General features: G+C 53.2%; 15 protein-coding genes. All 15 read right to left on the minus strand.

All coding sequences use genetic code 11. The features are described from left to right. The 15 genes from A1332_RS07705 to nifE all read right to left on the minus strand — a co-directional run bounded on the left by A1332_RS07705 (position 1) and on the right by nifE (position 13,364). Positions 1-1,101, minus strand: a complete 1,101-nt coding sequence (locus A1332_RS07705; protein ID WP_064007932.1) for a polysaccharide biosynthesis/export family protein — start codon at positions 1,099-1,101, stop codon at positions 1-3. Between the two features lie 12 nt (positions 1,102-1,113). Further along, on the minus strand, positions 1,114-2,535 hold the full coding sequence (locus A1332_RS07710; RefSeq protein WP_064007933.1) for an undecaprenyl-phosphate glucose phosphotransferase: 1,422 nt from the start codon (positions 2,533-2,535) through the stop codon (positions 1,114-1,116). A 392-nt stretch (positions 2,536-2,927) separates the two neighbouring features. After that, the gene (locus A1332_RS07715) at positions 2,928-3,449 is read right to left on the minus strand and encodes a hypothetical protein (RefSeq protein ID WP_064007934.1); all 522 of its coding nucleotides are present in this window, start codon (positions 3,447-3,449) and stop codon (positions 2,928-2,930) included. 267 nt (positions 3,450-3,716) lie between these two features. Next, positions 3,717-4,991 (minus strand): (Fe-S)-binding protein, encoded by a 1,275-nt coding sequence (locus A1332_RS07720; protein ID WP_082879592.1) that lies wholly within the window; start codon positions 4,989-4,991, stop codon positions 3,717-3,719. A 1-nt stretch (position 4,992) separates the two neighbouring features. Further along, positions 4,993-5,445 carry a hypothetical protein gene (locus A1332_RS07725; RefSeq protein WP_064007935.1) on the minus strand — a complete coding sequence of 151 codons (453 nt, stop codon included), beginning with the start codon at positions 5,443-5,445 and terminating at the stop codon, positions 4,993-4,995. Between the two features lie 3 nt (positions 5,446-5,448). Further along, complete coding sequence (locus A1332_RS07730; protein WP_064007936.1) at positions 5,449-6,411, minus strand: DUF364 domain-containing protein; 963 nt, start codon at positions 6,409-6,411, stop codon at positions 5,449-5,451. Positions 6,412-6,421: 10 nt separating this feature from the next. After that, complete coding sequence (locus tag A1332_RS07735) at positions 6,422-6,802, minus strand: hypothetical protein (RefSeq protein ID WP_064007937.1); 381 nt, start codon at positions 6,800-6,802, stop codon at positions 6,422-6,424. After that, a complete protein-coding gene (locus A1332_RS07740; protein ID WP_064007938.1) occupies positions 6,799-7,305 on the minus strand; it encodes a hypothetical protein in 507 nt (168 codons plus the stop codon). Before A1332_RS07740 ends, A1332_RS07735 begins: the two co-directional genes overlap by 4 nt. 3 nt (positions 7,306-7,308) lie before the next feature. Next, positions 7,309-7,632, minus strand: coding sequence for a (2Fe-2S) ferredoxin domain-containing protein (locus A1332_RS07745; RefSeq protein ID WP_064007939.1), 324 nt, complete (start codon positions 7,630-7,632; stop codon positions 7,309-7,311). 1,044 nt (positions 7,633-8,676) lie between these two features. Beyond that, positions 8,677-8,994: a ferredoxin III, nif-specific gene (gene fdxB / locus A1332_RS07760; protein ID WP_020484885.1), complete on the minus strand. Its 318-nt coding sequence runs from the start codon at positions 8,992-8,994 to the stop codon at positions 8,677-8,679. A gap of 9 nt (positions 8,995-9,003) precedes the next feature. Then, complete coding sequence (locus A1332_RS07765) at positions 9,004-9,219, minus strand: CCE_0567 family metalloprotein (protein WP_064007942.1); 216 nt, start codon at positions 9,217-9,219, stop codon at positions 9,004-9,006. A gap of 8 nt (positions 9,220-9,227) precedes the next feature. Next, complete coding sequence (locus A1332_RS07770; RefSeq protein ID WP_064007943.1) at positions 9,228-9,701, minus strand: NifX-associated nitrogen fixation protein; 474 nt, start codon at positions 9,699-9,701, stop codon at positions 9,228-9,230. A 345-nt stretch (positions 9,702-10,046) separates the two neighbouring features. Continuing rightward, on the minus strand, positions 10,047-10,478 hold the full coding sequence (nifX, locus tag A1332_RS07775; protein ID WP_082879593.1) for a nitrogen fixation protein NifX: 432 nt from the start codon (positions 10,476-10,478) through the stop codon (positions 10,047-10,049). Positions 10,479-10,522: 44 nt separating this feature from the next. Beyond that, positions 10,523-11,920: a nitrogenase iron-molybdenum cofactor biosynthesis protein NifN gene (gene nifN, locus A1332_RS07780; protein ID WP_064007945.1), complete on the minus strand. Its 1,398-nt coding sequence runs from the start codon at positions 11,918-11,920 to the stop codon at positions 10,523-10,525. 1 nt (position 11,921) lies between these two features. Continuing rightward, complete coding sequence (gene nifE / locus A1332_RS07785) at positions 11,922-13,364, minus strand: nitrogenase iron-molybdenum cofactor biosynthesis protein NifE (protein ID WP_064007946.1); 1,443 nt, start codon at positions 13,362-13,364, stop codon at positions 11,922-11,924. Positions 13,365-13,527 lie beyond the last annotated feature (163 nt).

Here is a 13,527-nt window from a genome sequence, read left to right on the forward strand (position 1 = left end):
TTACATCCCCATCATCGCGGCTTGCGACATGATTGCGGTAAACGAGCCAGGTAAAATCTGGTTCAGCACCCGCGACCATTGCGTGACACCGGCGGTACCGATGAACAGCGTGTCGTGGGCTTGTAGCGGAAACTGATCGGCCAGAATCATCGCGTCGGGCGATTCGGCATCCAGTTGGAAAATCTCGGGATGCATGTCGCCGGCGCGAATCACATAAATATCGCCGGGCCGCGAGGTATTGAAGTCAACCCCGGAGGCCTCGGCCAAGGCTTGCGACAGACTCATGCGGCCTTTGTTGATCTGGATGGCTTGCTGGCGATTGGCCTCGCCCATCACAAACACCTTGCTGTCTTTTTGATCGCCGACATTCAGCACGTCGCCGTCTTTCAACAGCAGATTCTGGGTAGTCAGGCCTTTTTCGTACATCGACTGCACATCCAGTTTGTAGAGCTTGCCGTCGCGCGCCAACGCCACATTGGCAAAATCGGAATCTTTCGTAGAACCGCCGGCGCGGGTGATGGCTTCCGCCACAGTTAAAGGTGTTTCGTTCATGGTTTGCACGCCGGGCCGCACTACCTCACCCACCACTGCCACCCGATGTGCCTGGAAGGACAATACGCGGATATCGAGCTTGACCTTTTTGAAATATTTGGACAGCTCGCGGGTCAAATCAGCGCGGGCCTCGCTGACGGTTTTACCGGCCACGTGAATACTGCCGACATAGGGGTAATACAGGTCGCCGTTTTCGTCGACCACTTTCCCGGCCAGCTCCGGCATGATTTTCTCGCCGCCGGGATCGTTCAGTTCCGGATGCTCCCAGACCGTAATCTGCAATCTGTCCTGCGGACCGATGCGGTAGCTGGTTTTGTTGGGGTCTACGGGCGGCAGGCTGTTGATAGTTTGGCGACGGTTTGTCTCCCGATCGATGATCAAATCGGCGGTAATCGGCACGATGCGGACTTTTTCCTTTACCAACTGCCCGTCTCTATTGGTCGGCAGTTCGATTTCGGTCATGCCGTTATCGTTATTCATATCCATGCCCGGCGCCAGGAAACAACCGGGCAAGGTTAAAATCAGCATGATGGGAATCAATCTAAACATGTAAGCGTTTCCTTAGTAGGCGTTTTTATTGATAAAACCGGTCAGCACGGTGCGGAAGGCGATCTCCAGATCGAACCACAGCGACCAATGCTGGATATAATACAAATCGTGTTCGATGCGGCGGTTCAAATCGGTATCGCCGCGCCAGCCGTTGACTTGTGCCCAACCGGTGATACCGGCTTTCACCATGTGTTTTTTCATGTAGTTAGGCACTTGCTCCTTAAACACTTCGACAAAGTCAGGACGCTCCGGACGCGGACCGACCAGCGACATATCGCCGCGCAAGACGTTGATCAATTGCGGCAGTTCGTCCAGGCTGGTTTTGCGCAGGAAGGCGCCGAACGGCGTGGCGCGATTCTCGCCGGGCTTGGCCCAGACTGCGCCGGTTTTGGCTTCGGCATCGACCGGCATGGAGCGGAATTTCAGCATCGTGAACGAACGATTGTTCCAGCCCACCCGCTCCTGCCGATAAAATACCGGCCCGCGTGAACTTAACTTCACACCTACCGCCAGGAACACCATCAAAGGACTGATCAGCAATAACAAGATCAAAGCCAGCAAACGGTCTTCCACTTCCTTGATGTAGCGATTGATACCGTGCAGCGGCGACACGGAGAAATCCAGCGTGGGAATACCGGCGACGGTGTTCAAACTGAGGAATTTACTTTGTTTGAAGGCAAAACAATCGATTACCAGCCGAATACTGACCGGCAGATGGCGCAGCTGATATTGGGCGCGTTCGGTCAAGGATTCGCCTTGATAGGCCACCCATACTTCATCGATGGCTTGCGCCGCGATGATGCTTGGCAGGTCTTCCAGCTTACCGAGACGCGGCAGTGCGAAATCGCTGATAGAATTTCTATCATCACCCCTGTCGTCTACATAACCGACCACTTGCAGGCCGGCCCAGGCCGAATGATTCAGCTGCCTGGCAACCGCCACCGCCATTTGATTCAAGCCGACCATCACGATACGGCCTTGCGACCAACCGCGCGCCCGCAAAAAACCCAGCACTTGCGACAACACGCCCCGCGCCACCAGCACGAAGACCAAACCCAGCACGCCCCAGGACGCAATCCAGCGGTAACTGGAACCAAACCAAAAATGCAGCCTGACTAAAGCGACGATGGACACCACTGCCACCAAGGCCGAAATCCAGGCTCTGACGATACGGGCAAACTCACCGCGCATCGCGTCGTTACGCCAGGGCCGATATACCTGGCCAATTTCGAAGAAGATGATGGCGCCGAGTATGCCCAGCGCGATGACGATCCGATAATCCTGATCGACGACATACTCGCGCAACCAGAAATAGTGAGTCACCCAAGCGGCAGCAAACAACATGGCGACGTCGATGACGCGTAACAACAGAATTACCGTGTGACCGTACTGTTTAAAAAGCCCGTTGAAAATATTTCCCAAACCGAGTGGCATGTGTGTAACCCCTATAGCGTCTTTTTCCAATGACAAGGGTCACCGTCCCTGGAAACCCAACCTGATGCGAACGGGCTAATCATCCCTATTCGCTTAGGTATGCAGATTACAGAGTCAAGATGAGAGAAAGCCTGAGGGTTTAATTAAGATCGTATTAGGAACGGCTTAACTTTGGATGAGGGGGTTTTTGGGGAGGGCGTCTTCGGCTGGGCCAGAGTACTGGCATCCGGTGGGTCTGGTGATGGTGGCGGACGAAGTTCGGCCAATTACGGACTGATAGGGTTGATCCTTGACTGGCCGGATTATGTCATGAATTCCTCGTTTAACGCCCAGTTTCAGCCGTGGATTTTACGAAGCGAAGCGACGGCAAATAAGTCGGCTGGAAGCTATAGTCAGATTCGAATTCCATTATTAGAGTCTAGAAACTGGATTTTCAGAAGGCTCTGCGTTGCCGCAAGCTTTTTACCGTCGTTTTGTATTTCGCGAATCCAATCGATAACACCTTGCTTGATGTCCTCGCAAAATATGTCAACTTGCAACTGCAACTTCGTATCGATCATGTTGCAATGAATGACGCAATTGCGCGGGGCAACGAGAAAATGAAATCTGTCCACTGCCTCTCGCGCTCGCTGACAAGTAGTGTCATCGCTGCCTTCGTGCAGGTAAGCGCATCTCAGCGCATAACAATCGTTACCGCTAAGAAATACTTCTTCCCGGCTGTTCAACCCCGCCTGATGTGTATATTTTGGCCGGATATATCTATCAAACCAGGCTGCATAGCGCCGCTGAGAACCGTTTTCAGCTGGGTTGTCGATCTTTCCGCATATATCTGGAAGTGAAAGGGCCACGAATAGCGCGCCATACCAATTTCCGACCGCTACACTTCTATCGATGGCCTCGATAAATTCGTTCATAAGAACCTAACAAGTTATTAAGCTGTTAATCGCATATCTACTTAAAAATAACCTTTGGCATTCTATTGTGTTGATTAGCACAGAAATTTTCCTTCTGTATATCATCAGTGACAGTTAGTTGTTTCTAGTAATGGCCCAATGGCCGCCATTAAATCACGTTAGATGATAGGCCGCAAAGGGTCCAACTCGCGCATTGAACGCAAGATTTGGCGGAAATCAACTTTGAAACCTGCCTACTTAAACCAGAACTTTTAACCCACAGCCGAACTACACTCTATCCGCCAACAAACGTATCGGATGCACCAGTTTCCTTGCGGTCTCAGCGCGCTCGGTATTGAGATAAAACGCGCAGCTGAAATTGCTGCTGACCACCACATCGGCACCGGAGCCTTCGATGGCTTGGCGCTTGGCGTTGCGCAGTTGCTGTGCATTGTCGGGATGACTGAGCATATAGCTGCCGCCGGCACCGCAGCAGAGTTGATTGTCCGGCAAGGCTTCGATGTTCAAACCGGGGATTTTCCGCAGCAACTCGTGTACGGCGCGGCCGTTTTTCAACACATTACGCTGGCTGCAAGGCTCGTGTACCGCGACGTTTAAATTGGACGCTGCCGGCTCCAGCGTATCCGGCCAATGCGCCAATAAAAATTCGTTGATGTCTTGCAAACTGCGGCCGAACCAGCCGGCGGTTTCGCTATCGTCGCCTTGATACTCGCTAAGCATCGCGCCGCAACCGCTGGCGACATAGATCACCGCTTCCACTTCCAGCTGGTAAAACGCTTCGATATTTTTATCTTTTAAGGTTTGCGCGGAACAGCCGTTGTGCTGGTGAATCGCGCCGCAACAGCCCTGGCCTTCCGGCACCACGACTTCGTAGCCTATGGTATTGAGCAGTTTGATTGCGGCGCGCTGGGTGGCGCGGTCGAAATGTTCGGCCAAGCAGCCGGTAAACAAGGCTACTCGCCCGCGCTGCCGCTGGCGTCTGCCGACCGGATAAATCCCGGCCAAACTGCCCAAGGCCGGCTCGTTAAGCAAACTTTCGGCGGTAGCCAATTTTAATTTGCGTAACAAGCCGCTGGCTCTCAGCGGTTTTCGCAAACCCGAACGCAAATACAAAGACATTAAGGGCAAGAGCATGCGCCGCCGGCGTTTATGTTCGATTAGGTACATCGCCAGCTTGGCTAACCAGGACTGCGAAGCGGTTTGCTGGAGTTTCGCTCTGGCCTGATCGAACAAGGCGCCGTAACTCATCCGGCTGGGACAGGCAGTCTCGCACGCTCGACATTGCAAACAGTTGTCCAGATGCCCTCGCTCTTCCGCGCTAATGGGCACATCCTCAACCAGTACTTTGCTGATGGTGCGTATGCGTTGCCGCGGGGTTTCGGCGTCGGTTTCGAATAAACGGAAGGTCGGGCAGCTGCTAACGCACATGCCGCAGCGCATGCATTCGCTGGCTTCCGGGATATACGGACCGCTGGGCGCAGGCAAATCCGAGCCGTTATCGCCCGTAAATTCACAGATGCCAAAATCCATAATATCGAACATGTTAGCCCTCCATCATTTTTGTGTAAGCCCGGCGCAATAATTCCATTTCGGCGGGCGGACGACCGCGTAACTCCGGCAGCGTGCGCATATGGCAGCCCAAGGTCTGCATCAAGCGATGCGGCGGGTCTAATAGTTTGAACCTGGCCATGTAGACAGTGACGATGCCTTTCGGGGTATCGATGTATTCCTTATAACCGGCTTCGGCATACAGCAAATCGTTATCAAACCCCAGAATTTGATTAATGGCACTAACCAGCGTTGCCGGATGAACGGTGATTTTCCCTTCATTTACCGTCTCGTCTTCATCAAAGGCGACGGAAAGCGGCGGCAAGGAGTGCGGAAAGCACACACTGCCGGCGGCCTGTTGTGCAAACAGGGTTAGGGCACTGATATCGCCTTTGTACATCAACAACAATCTATGGCTGGCAAACACTTCCGGCACTGCAATATTCATGCACTACCCAGCGGCATAGTTGTCCCACAGCGATTTAAAACTGCTATCCAGGCGCGACAACCGGCTGTTGATCTGATCCAGCAAGGAGTAATGCGGAAAGCGCGCCTTATTGCCGTCGCGATACCATTGTTCCATCGCTTCGGTGAGCTGAGTTCTTTCGTTAAAGCAGTCGGCGATTTGCTGTTTCAACCAGCTGATACTGCTTTGCGGCACCAATTCCGCCACGCGATAGCGTAAGCCGTTATTAAAGATCCGCACACCGCCGCCCTGGGCTGCGGTGTGGTACAAGGCTTCCTGATCGACAATTTCCACGCCAGCCAGATAATCGATGCCAAACTCGTGCAACTGCGGCAGCCACGGTACGGTGGGTCCCATCAATACGGTTTTGGCGTGACTGGACAACTCTACCAAACGCGGAAAGGTTTTATTCGGAATGCTGCTGGCAGTCAGGAACACCCAATCGGCTTGCGGCAGCAAAAACTCGCACGCCGAATCCGGCAAATCGGCGGCGGACGGCTGCCGTTCCAGAATCGTTAAATGCATTTTGTCTTGATAGCGTTCGATGCCTGGATACCGACCGATCACCACCACGTTTTTGCTTTGCAATTGCGGCAGAAAATATTCGAATACCGCAAGATTTGCATGTTCGTCGTGACTATCCAGCGCAACCGATTCCGGCAAGGGTCGGGCGTTGATACAGCTATTGATCGCCGCCATGGCCACCGTCGCCTTGTAAGGCTCCCATTCGGTGATCCAGGCAGCCAAATCGGTGACCGGTTTACCGCCCAAGGTGCCGGACCACGGCAAGGTACGGGTGCTCTGCCCCGGACTCATCGCCAAGCCGGCGGTAGCCCTGCCCTTGCATTGGCACAGGGTCCAGACCACACCTATCATCAGGTTGTCCACCACGGCATCGCTGCTGCAATAATCCAGCAGCAGTTCGTACAAACGTTTTGGGTTAGCCATTGCCCCCCCCTTATTGCGGGATGTCTAGCAATTTTGCTTCGGTTTTTATATTGTCTTGCTGCCCCCAGGCATTGATGGCCTCGACGAACCATTGCTTTTTGGTCGGGTGCGGCTGCACGACATCGTATTCGGCATAAAAGCTGCCGTCGCCATGAAATTTGATCTGGCCGATGCGCTGCTTACTCGCGCTGTACCAGTAGCCCACCAGATCCTGGGTTTGAGTAAATGGATCGGTCACTAAACTGAATTCGGCGCTGTCGAATTTCGGCAAGCTGAGTTCGATTTGCAGCGGAAAGCCCAGCTTGACGATATTCTCCGTGATGCGTTGGCAAACTGTCTCGCCGAAAACCCGCCGTGCCGCTACATGCTCTGCGACCAATTCCTTACTCATGCGGCGTCCTCCATCACGGCGTCCGCCAAATCCATAATCACCGACGCACCGGAGCGGTCTTCCGGATCGAGCGCCCGCATCACCACCAAAATGGATTGCGCCTCCGCGTCCAATTGCCGGCGCAGCTTGATAAAGGCCAGGGCTTTTAAGCTATACAGGTAAAACAAGGCGATGTCGCTGGCATACATATCCCACTGACCCAACTCGCGGGCCAATTGCCGATAGTCCGCCGGAAAGTCACCCTGACGAGCGGCCTCGGTCAGCGCGGCCATCACTTCGCACTCGGCTTCCAGCAGGCGGCCTTGATAAAAATAGAATTTGTACAAGGCAAAATAAGTTTGCAGACAAGTACCATCCAAGGCTTGCGCCTGTCTGAAATATTTTTCCGCCAAGGGCTTGTCGGCATGACTGGCAGCCACCGCCATCTGCAACAGTTTATTCACTTCTTCCGGCACATCCGGACTGAATAAAACCCGCTCTTCAAAAAAGCCAAGCTGACTCATGATTTACCAAACCTCGGCTGGAGCGATCAGCGACTCAACCGGGGTACCGCCCAACAGATGTTGATCGATAATGGTTGTTACATCTGCTTTAGTGACTTTGCCGTACATAATGCCTTCCGGATAGACCAGCACGCTGGGTCCGAGCATGCAAGGCCCCATGCAACCGGTGTTGGTTAAACCGATTTTTTCGAACAGATTCCGAGCTTGGATTTGGTTCATAAACTCGTTCATTACATCGGCGCAGCCGCTGGCAGTGCAGGAGCCGCGCGGATGGCCTTGCGGACGAGCTTGAGTACAGACGAATACGTGTTTATCGGGACGAGGCATGATAGCTTTCCTTTTTTGAGATGAAAAATTGGTGTCGCTATCGCGACGGGTATTTGAATGTCGGTTCTCGCACCGACAAGCGAGATACTTTCTTTTGCTCCGCCAAAAGAAAGTATCCAAAGAAAAGGCGGCCCTGATGCCGCTGGTTCCCTGCGCTCCTCGCTTTTGAACGGGGTTGCCGAAAGGGGCTTCCCAGCCCCTGCATGCAACGCGCCGCATCCATGCGGCGCCCCTTCGGGCTGATCCGTTCAAAAGCTCCGGTGCTCGGCGCGGCATACGGGGGGATAAAACCATCCTGTTTAATAATGCCTATGAAGAAACAATATAATTTCCAGTCTAAAATTCTTTCGTTACTAACTTTGGAATAAAAATGCTTTCACAAACCCAGCTGATTCTGTCGTTTATCGCACTATTCCTCATCACTACCTCAAGCAGAGCCTGTATAAAAAACTCCAATTATTTAGTTAAAAAATCTGTTTTCTTTATCGCTTCCTGCTTTGAAAGCATTGCGATCATTGCTGCTATACACCTATATGCAGCAAATATTTTTGCTACATTCACAGCGACGATCTTTGGGCTTCTATTCATCTTCCTAGATAGCAAAAAATTTGTTATTTGCCGTTCTTGCGCGAATACAAATTTTCGAAAAAACATATTCAAAAATGAAAACTGTTCTAGCTGCAATAAACCTCTATAAAAACATCCTGCTTCAATTCAACAGAATGGTTTTCTCCTCCTATGCCGCGCCGAGCACCGCAGCGTTTATCGAGAATAGCCCGAAGGGGCACCGCATGGATGCGGTGCGTCGGCGGAGGGGCTTGGAAGCCCCTTCTGCCGACCCTCGATAAACGCTGCGGCGCGCAGGATCAAAGCGGCATCGGGGTGGCCTTTCTTTTGGTGACTTTTCTTTGGCCAAGCAAAGAAAAGTCACTCGGCTGTCGGTCCGAGAACCGACATAAAAAAGGCCGTCGCGCCAGCGACACATTATTCAGAATCCGCGTGGGCACAAAAACCGTGCCCACCCTACGCAACTAGCGACACAAACTAAGCCGCCGCCTTATGCTCATGCGTAAAACAATCCTTAGGACAAACCTTGGAACACGCCTCACAACCAATACAATCGGCGGCGTTTTTCAAGCTCATCACCATGGTGTTATCGTCATCATCTTCAAAGTCGCCGTAGTCGTCGCCAAAATCTTCGGCCGACAACGCTTCGTCTTTTTCGATCAAATCAAACACATCACGCGGACAAACTTTAAAACAACGGCCGCAGCCGATGCAGGTACGCTGATTAATATCGGTAACGTAGGACGGCGTCCAGACTGTACCGCCATAGGTAACACCGGTTACAAATTCGCTCATACTCGCCTCCTATGCCGTTTCGCTGCTGGCAGCCAAAAACTTCTTGTTGGCTTCGTCCCAGGCTTTGCAAGCATCGTAAGTCGCCTGCGCCACACCCATCAGTTCGCCATAGGCATCCGGCAGTTTGTCCTCGATCAGATCGTGGAGTACCGACGCTGCTTCATTAGCGATACGTTTGGCCTTCTTTACTTCTTTTTCCAGTGCTTTGAGTTCTTCGTCGCTCATTACTCACCTCACGCTTCGGCTACTTCTCGATAGGTTGCGATCAAGCCCAGGGCTTTTTCAATCGTTGCATCGGTTTTGGACGCCAGATCTTCCAAGCTGGGAAACCCAAAGCGATGGACATCGCGCAACACTTTATCGACCACAATCAATTTACCGACCAGGACCAAGGCCCGACCGAACCCTTCGTGGGTAATGTTGATTACCGGCACGGCCATCAGACCGCCCTTCTTCTCGATCAGCGAGGCGATGGAGTTGTAATACGCTTTCACCCGCGCCAGGGTAATTTCATCGGGATCGCCGATAATTGGAATCTCGCGTTTGCGTTCTTTGGTCATCACCAAAGGATCGATGATTTTTTCTTCCGACCATCCTTCGTAGGTATCGTAGGTATCTAGTGCGCGCAATTGTTTGACCATTTCGACAACGATATCCGAAGTCATGAAGGGGTCGCCGGCTTCGACGACTAATGCGGGTTGGGCCATGGTGGTTCTCCTAATTTAGTGTTTGATCAATTTGAATACTTTTAATGACGCTGGGTTAAACCCCGTATGCCGCGCCGAGCAACGTAGCGCTTATCGAGATCAGCCCGAAGGGGTGCGGCATGGATGCCGCACGTCGGCAGAGGGGCTGGGAAGCCCCTTCTGCCGACCCTCGATAAACGCTACGGCGCGCAGGTTCAAAGCGGCATTTCGGGTGTCGTTTCTTTTGGATACTTTTCTTTGGACAAGCAAAGAAAAGTATCGCGGTTGTCGGTCCGCGAACCGACATTAAAATCAGTCGTCGCGTCAGCGACACAAAAATCTGGCCGTTAAGTAGCCGCAACAAAATCATTCATCCCAACCTTCCTCTTCCATCGCATTAAACCGCTCCGGATTCGGTCCTTTGTGTTGGCTGATGGCTTTCGCCAGCCAGCTGGAAGGCCCGGCTTTCATTTCGGACTGCAAGTCCGAGATCAAATCCTTGATAGTACTGCCTTCGTGGACTTTGATCGGCTGGATGCCATGAGACAGGATCTGGTTAACCGCAGAGGCGCCGATGGCTAGGCAGTAAACCGCCGAGCAACCCTCCAGCAGTTGGATCTTTACCGACAACTTGTCTTCGTTGCCATCTTGCGCTAGTTCCCCAAATTGGGCAGCTTCCATCAATTCCGACTGCTCCGGATCGACTGCGTAAACGGCAAACGATTTGGCGGAGCCGAAATGCTGATCCACATGAGCCATGTCGGTAGTGGCAAAAGCGACTTTAATAGCGGTTTCCATGGAAATCCTCTGTTCGTTTGTATGCAAAACTTGTATGCGACGTGTTAATGACATGACGGCGAGCAGGCTTGACGTTCGGATTCGGGTTTTTGCGCATACGGCGAGTAATACGGCTCGATCTCTTCATGGGCAAAATTGATCACCAGATTGGCTAAATCGAACAAGGTTTGCCGGGTGCCGCGATAGCCAATCCAGGTTTTTTGATAGCCGCCGATGATGTCGTATAGCGGAAAGCCGATGCGCAAGATGGGGATGCCCAGCCGTTCGGCGCTGGCGACAGCATGCGAATTGCCGATCAGCAATTGCGCTTTGCGCTCCTTGGCCATCACTTCCAGATCTTCCAGATCGCCGATCTTGATGCTGTCTACCGGCGCCGTCGCCAACACCGGTGTGTTGCCGGCGCAGATGGCGGTCACGACTTCCGCGCCCATGCCTTGCACCAAATGAATCAGGGCATTCAGCTGATCCGGGTCGGCGGCGATAGCCACCCGCAGTTGACCGAGCATAAAATGGGTATCGAGCATCGCATCCTGCAACTGTGCGCGCTGGCGTTCGATCTTTTGCGGCACCGGCATTTCGCTGATATCGGCCAAAGTGGTAATCAACGCATCGTTGGCTTGCAAACCATACAGATGATCGAAATAGTGACTGGGCACGCCGGTTTTTTCCTGCAACAGCTCGCCGGATTTACGCAAGGATGCCCCGATAATCAAGCTGGCTCTGGCCTCGCCCAATGTCGCCAATTCCGAGACCGGCGTACCGCCGATGGTTACCGGCGAAAAGTCGTCGTCGGTCAGGCTGCCATCCAAGGAGTCGGATAAGTCCGGCACCAGGACTGGGCGTAAATTGAATTGCTCGATCAAATCCCGCAAGGCTTCCAGGTCACCCGGCGTCAACATCGGACTGACCAAACAGTTGACCTGACGTTGGCGTTTGCCCGGCTTGGTGCCGGCAGTTTCCGCGTCCGGCACCAAGGCCTTGACGATTTCGTAAATAGTAGCGGCGTAACCGGTCTCTACACAGCCGGTGAAATCCGGAGTGTTGACCGCAACGACCGCAACGTGAGCATATTCGGGGTAACGTTCGCGAAACTCGCGGACGTTACGATGCACATCGCAGCCCTGGGTTTCCGCCAAACCGGTGGTCAACACCGCAATCAAATCCGGGTTGGATTTTTCAGCGATGGCTTTGATGCCTTCGATGACATTTTCGTCTGCGCCCAATACCGAGCTGGCTTGATCCATCGCAGTGGTTTGCAACGGTATCGGCTCGCGGAAATGCCGCACGAAAAACACCTTGGCAAACGCGGTGCAACCTTGCGAACCGTGCAACATCGGGATCGCCCTGTCAAAGCCCAAGCAGGCCAAGGAGCCGCCGGTAGGCTGGCTGGCCTTTAAGGGATTGACCGACAGGGCTTTATTGCGTTTGACGATTTCGGCCATGTTATGCCGCCTGAGCCGACAAAGGCTCTGCTTGAATCTCTGTGACGGCAGACTTTTTCAGGCCGCCGGTCCGCCAAGGCGGTGTGGCCCGCACGGCTTCCCAAACCGGACTTTCCAAAGTCAAAGCCAATTGCCGGACTAACTCCAGCATGCCTTGATACCCTTCGTAACCGAATTCGCGTTCTTGGTTGATGTCCAGGAACGGAATACGGGCTTTCAATGCGGTATACATATTGCGGCCGCCGGCGATCAGGATGTCGGCTTTGTAATCGGCGACGACTTTTAACAAGGCTTTGGGACTACCGTCTTCGATCATCAGCGTGTCTTCGCCCATCAGTTCGCGAATCCGCGCCTTGTCTTCCTCTGTGGATTTTTTGGTACCGGTGGCAACCACCACCATGCCCAAATCCTGCAAGGCGGAAATGACCGACCAACTCTTCACGCCGCCGGTAAACAACAATACTCGTTTACCTTTTAGTCTTTCGCGCCAAGGCGCCAGCGCTTCGCGAATACGGTTTTCTTCGCGGGTTATGATCGCTTCGGTGCGTTCGATTAAATCGGGGTCGTTAATCACCCTAGCAAAATCACGCAAGGCTTGGCTGGTGTCGGTGATGCCGTAGAAACTGCCTTCGAACCAGGGTGTGCCATAGCTTTGTTGCAGTTTACGCGCCACGTTCACCATGGCTTTGGAACAGACCATCATGTTGACTTCAGCTTTGTGCATGGTTTGCACTTCACGGAAACGGGCGTCGCCCGATAAGGTACACAATACCCGCAGACCCATTTCGTCCAGCAGCGGCAGCACATGCCAGAACTCGCCGGCGATGTTGTACTCGCCCACCAGATTGACGTCGTGCACCTTGATGCCGGGCCGTTCGGTGCCAGGTGGCAACGGGTCGGGATCGCGGGTGCCGATCACATGATTAACCATCGCATCGCCGGCAATCCGGTTGCCCAGGTTTTTGGTGCCGTAAAAGCCGGCGCAATCGATAGGCACAACCGGCACACCCCAACGCTCGGCAGCGGATTTGCAGGTGGCGTTGATGTCGTCGCCCACCAAAGCCGGGACGCAGGTGTTATAAATGAACACCGCCGGCGGATTGTAGGTTTCGATAGCTTGTTTAATGGCGTGGAACAGGCGCTTTTCGCTGCGGCCCATCACCACGTCTTGCTCGGTTAAATCGGTGGTCATACCGATTCGGTATAATTCCGATCCGGAAGAGCGGGTGCCGCGGTTATCCCAGGAACTGCCGGCACAGGCGATAGGGCCGTGGACGATATGCGCGACGTCGGCGATCGGTAATAGTGCAATCTGTGCACCATCGAAGGCGCAACCACCTGCTGCTGAACCGGGTTTGGGTTTGGCGCAGCCGGACTTTTCCTTCTTGTTATGCTCGCAAGCCGGTTCGTCCAGCAGTTCCGCAATGTCTTTGGTCGATTTCATAACACAACCTCACGTTTTTATTAAAGCTTCAGCAACGGTTGTGCCAACTTATAAATCACTGAATTTTCTATGGTTTGAGCCAAGCCTGTTTGTAGCAAACCCGACAATCGGCCGCTAGCGCCAAACAAAATATTGTCTGAATTCGTCCGACAAGCAGGGCTGG

Origin of the sequence: Methylomonas methanica, from assembly GCF_001644035.1 — a bacterium.
Taxonomy (GTDB): Bacteria; Pseudomonadota; Gammaproteobacteria; order Methylococcales; family Methylomonadaceae; genus Methylomonas; species Methylomonas methanica_A.

Bases quoted from the DNA above. Each gene is read 5' to 3' on its own strand.
- nifX (WP_082879593.1), bottom strand. From the start codon at position 10,478: ATGGAAACCGCTATTAAAGTCGCTTTTGCCACTACCGACATGGCTCAT.
- A1332_RS07770 (WP_064007943.1), bottom strand. From the start codon at position 9,701: ATGGCCCAACCCGCATTAGTCGTCGAAGCCGGCGACCCCTTCATGACT.
- fdxB (WP_020484885.1), bottom strand. From the start codon at position 8,994: ATGAGCGAATTTGTAACCGGTGTTACCTATGGCGGTACAGTCTGGACG.
- A1332_RS07715 (WP_064007934.1), bottom strand. From the start codon at position 3,449: ATGAACGAATTTATCGAGGCCATCGATAGAAGTGTAGCGGTCGGAAAT.
- A1332_RS07725 (WP_064007935.1), bottom strand. From the start codon at position 5,445: ATGAATATTGCAGTGCCGGAAGTGTTTGCCAGCCATAGATTGTTGTTG.
- nifN (WP_064007945.1), bottom strand. From the start codon at position 11,920: ATGGCCGAAATCGTCAAACGCAATAAAGCCCTGTCGGTCAATCCCTTA.
- A1332_RS07740 (WP_064007938.1), bottom strand. From the start codon at position 7,305: ATGAGTCAGCTTGGCTTTTTTGAAGAGCGGGTTTTATTCAGTCCGGAT.
- A1332_RS07745 (WP_064007939.1), bottom strand. From the start codon at position 7,632: ATGCCTCGTCCCGATAAACACGTATTCGTCTGTACTCAAGCTCGTCCG.
- A1332_RS07705 (WP_064007932.1), bottom strand. From the start codon at position 1,101: ATGTTTAGATTGATTCCCATCATGCTGATTTTAACCTTGCCCGGTTGT.
- A1332_RS07730 (WP_064007936.1), bottom strand. From the start codon at position 6,411: ATGGCTAACCCAAAACGTTTGTACGAACTGCTGCTGGATTATTGCAGC.
- nifE (WP_064007946.1), bottom strand. From the start codon at position 13,364: ATGAAATCGACCAAAGACATTGCGGAACTGCTGGACGAACCGGCTTGC.
- A1332_RS07765 (WP_064007942.1), bottom strand. From the start codon at position 9,219: ATGAGCGACGAAGAACTCAAAGCACTGGAAAAAGAAGTAAAGAAGGCC.
- A1332_RS07710 (WP_064007933.1), bottom strand. From the start codon at position 2,535: ATGCCACTCGGTTTGGGAAATATTTTCAACGGGCTTTTTAAACAGTAC.
- A1332_RS07720 (WP_082879592.1), bottom strand. From the start codon at position 4,991: ATGTTCGATATTATGGATTTTGGCATCTGTGAATTTACGGGCGATAAC.
- A1332_RS07735 (WP_064007937.1), bottom strand. From the start codon at position 6,802: ATGAGTAAGGAATTGGTCGCAGAGCATGTAGCGGCACGGCGGGTTTTC.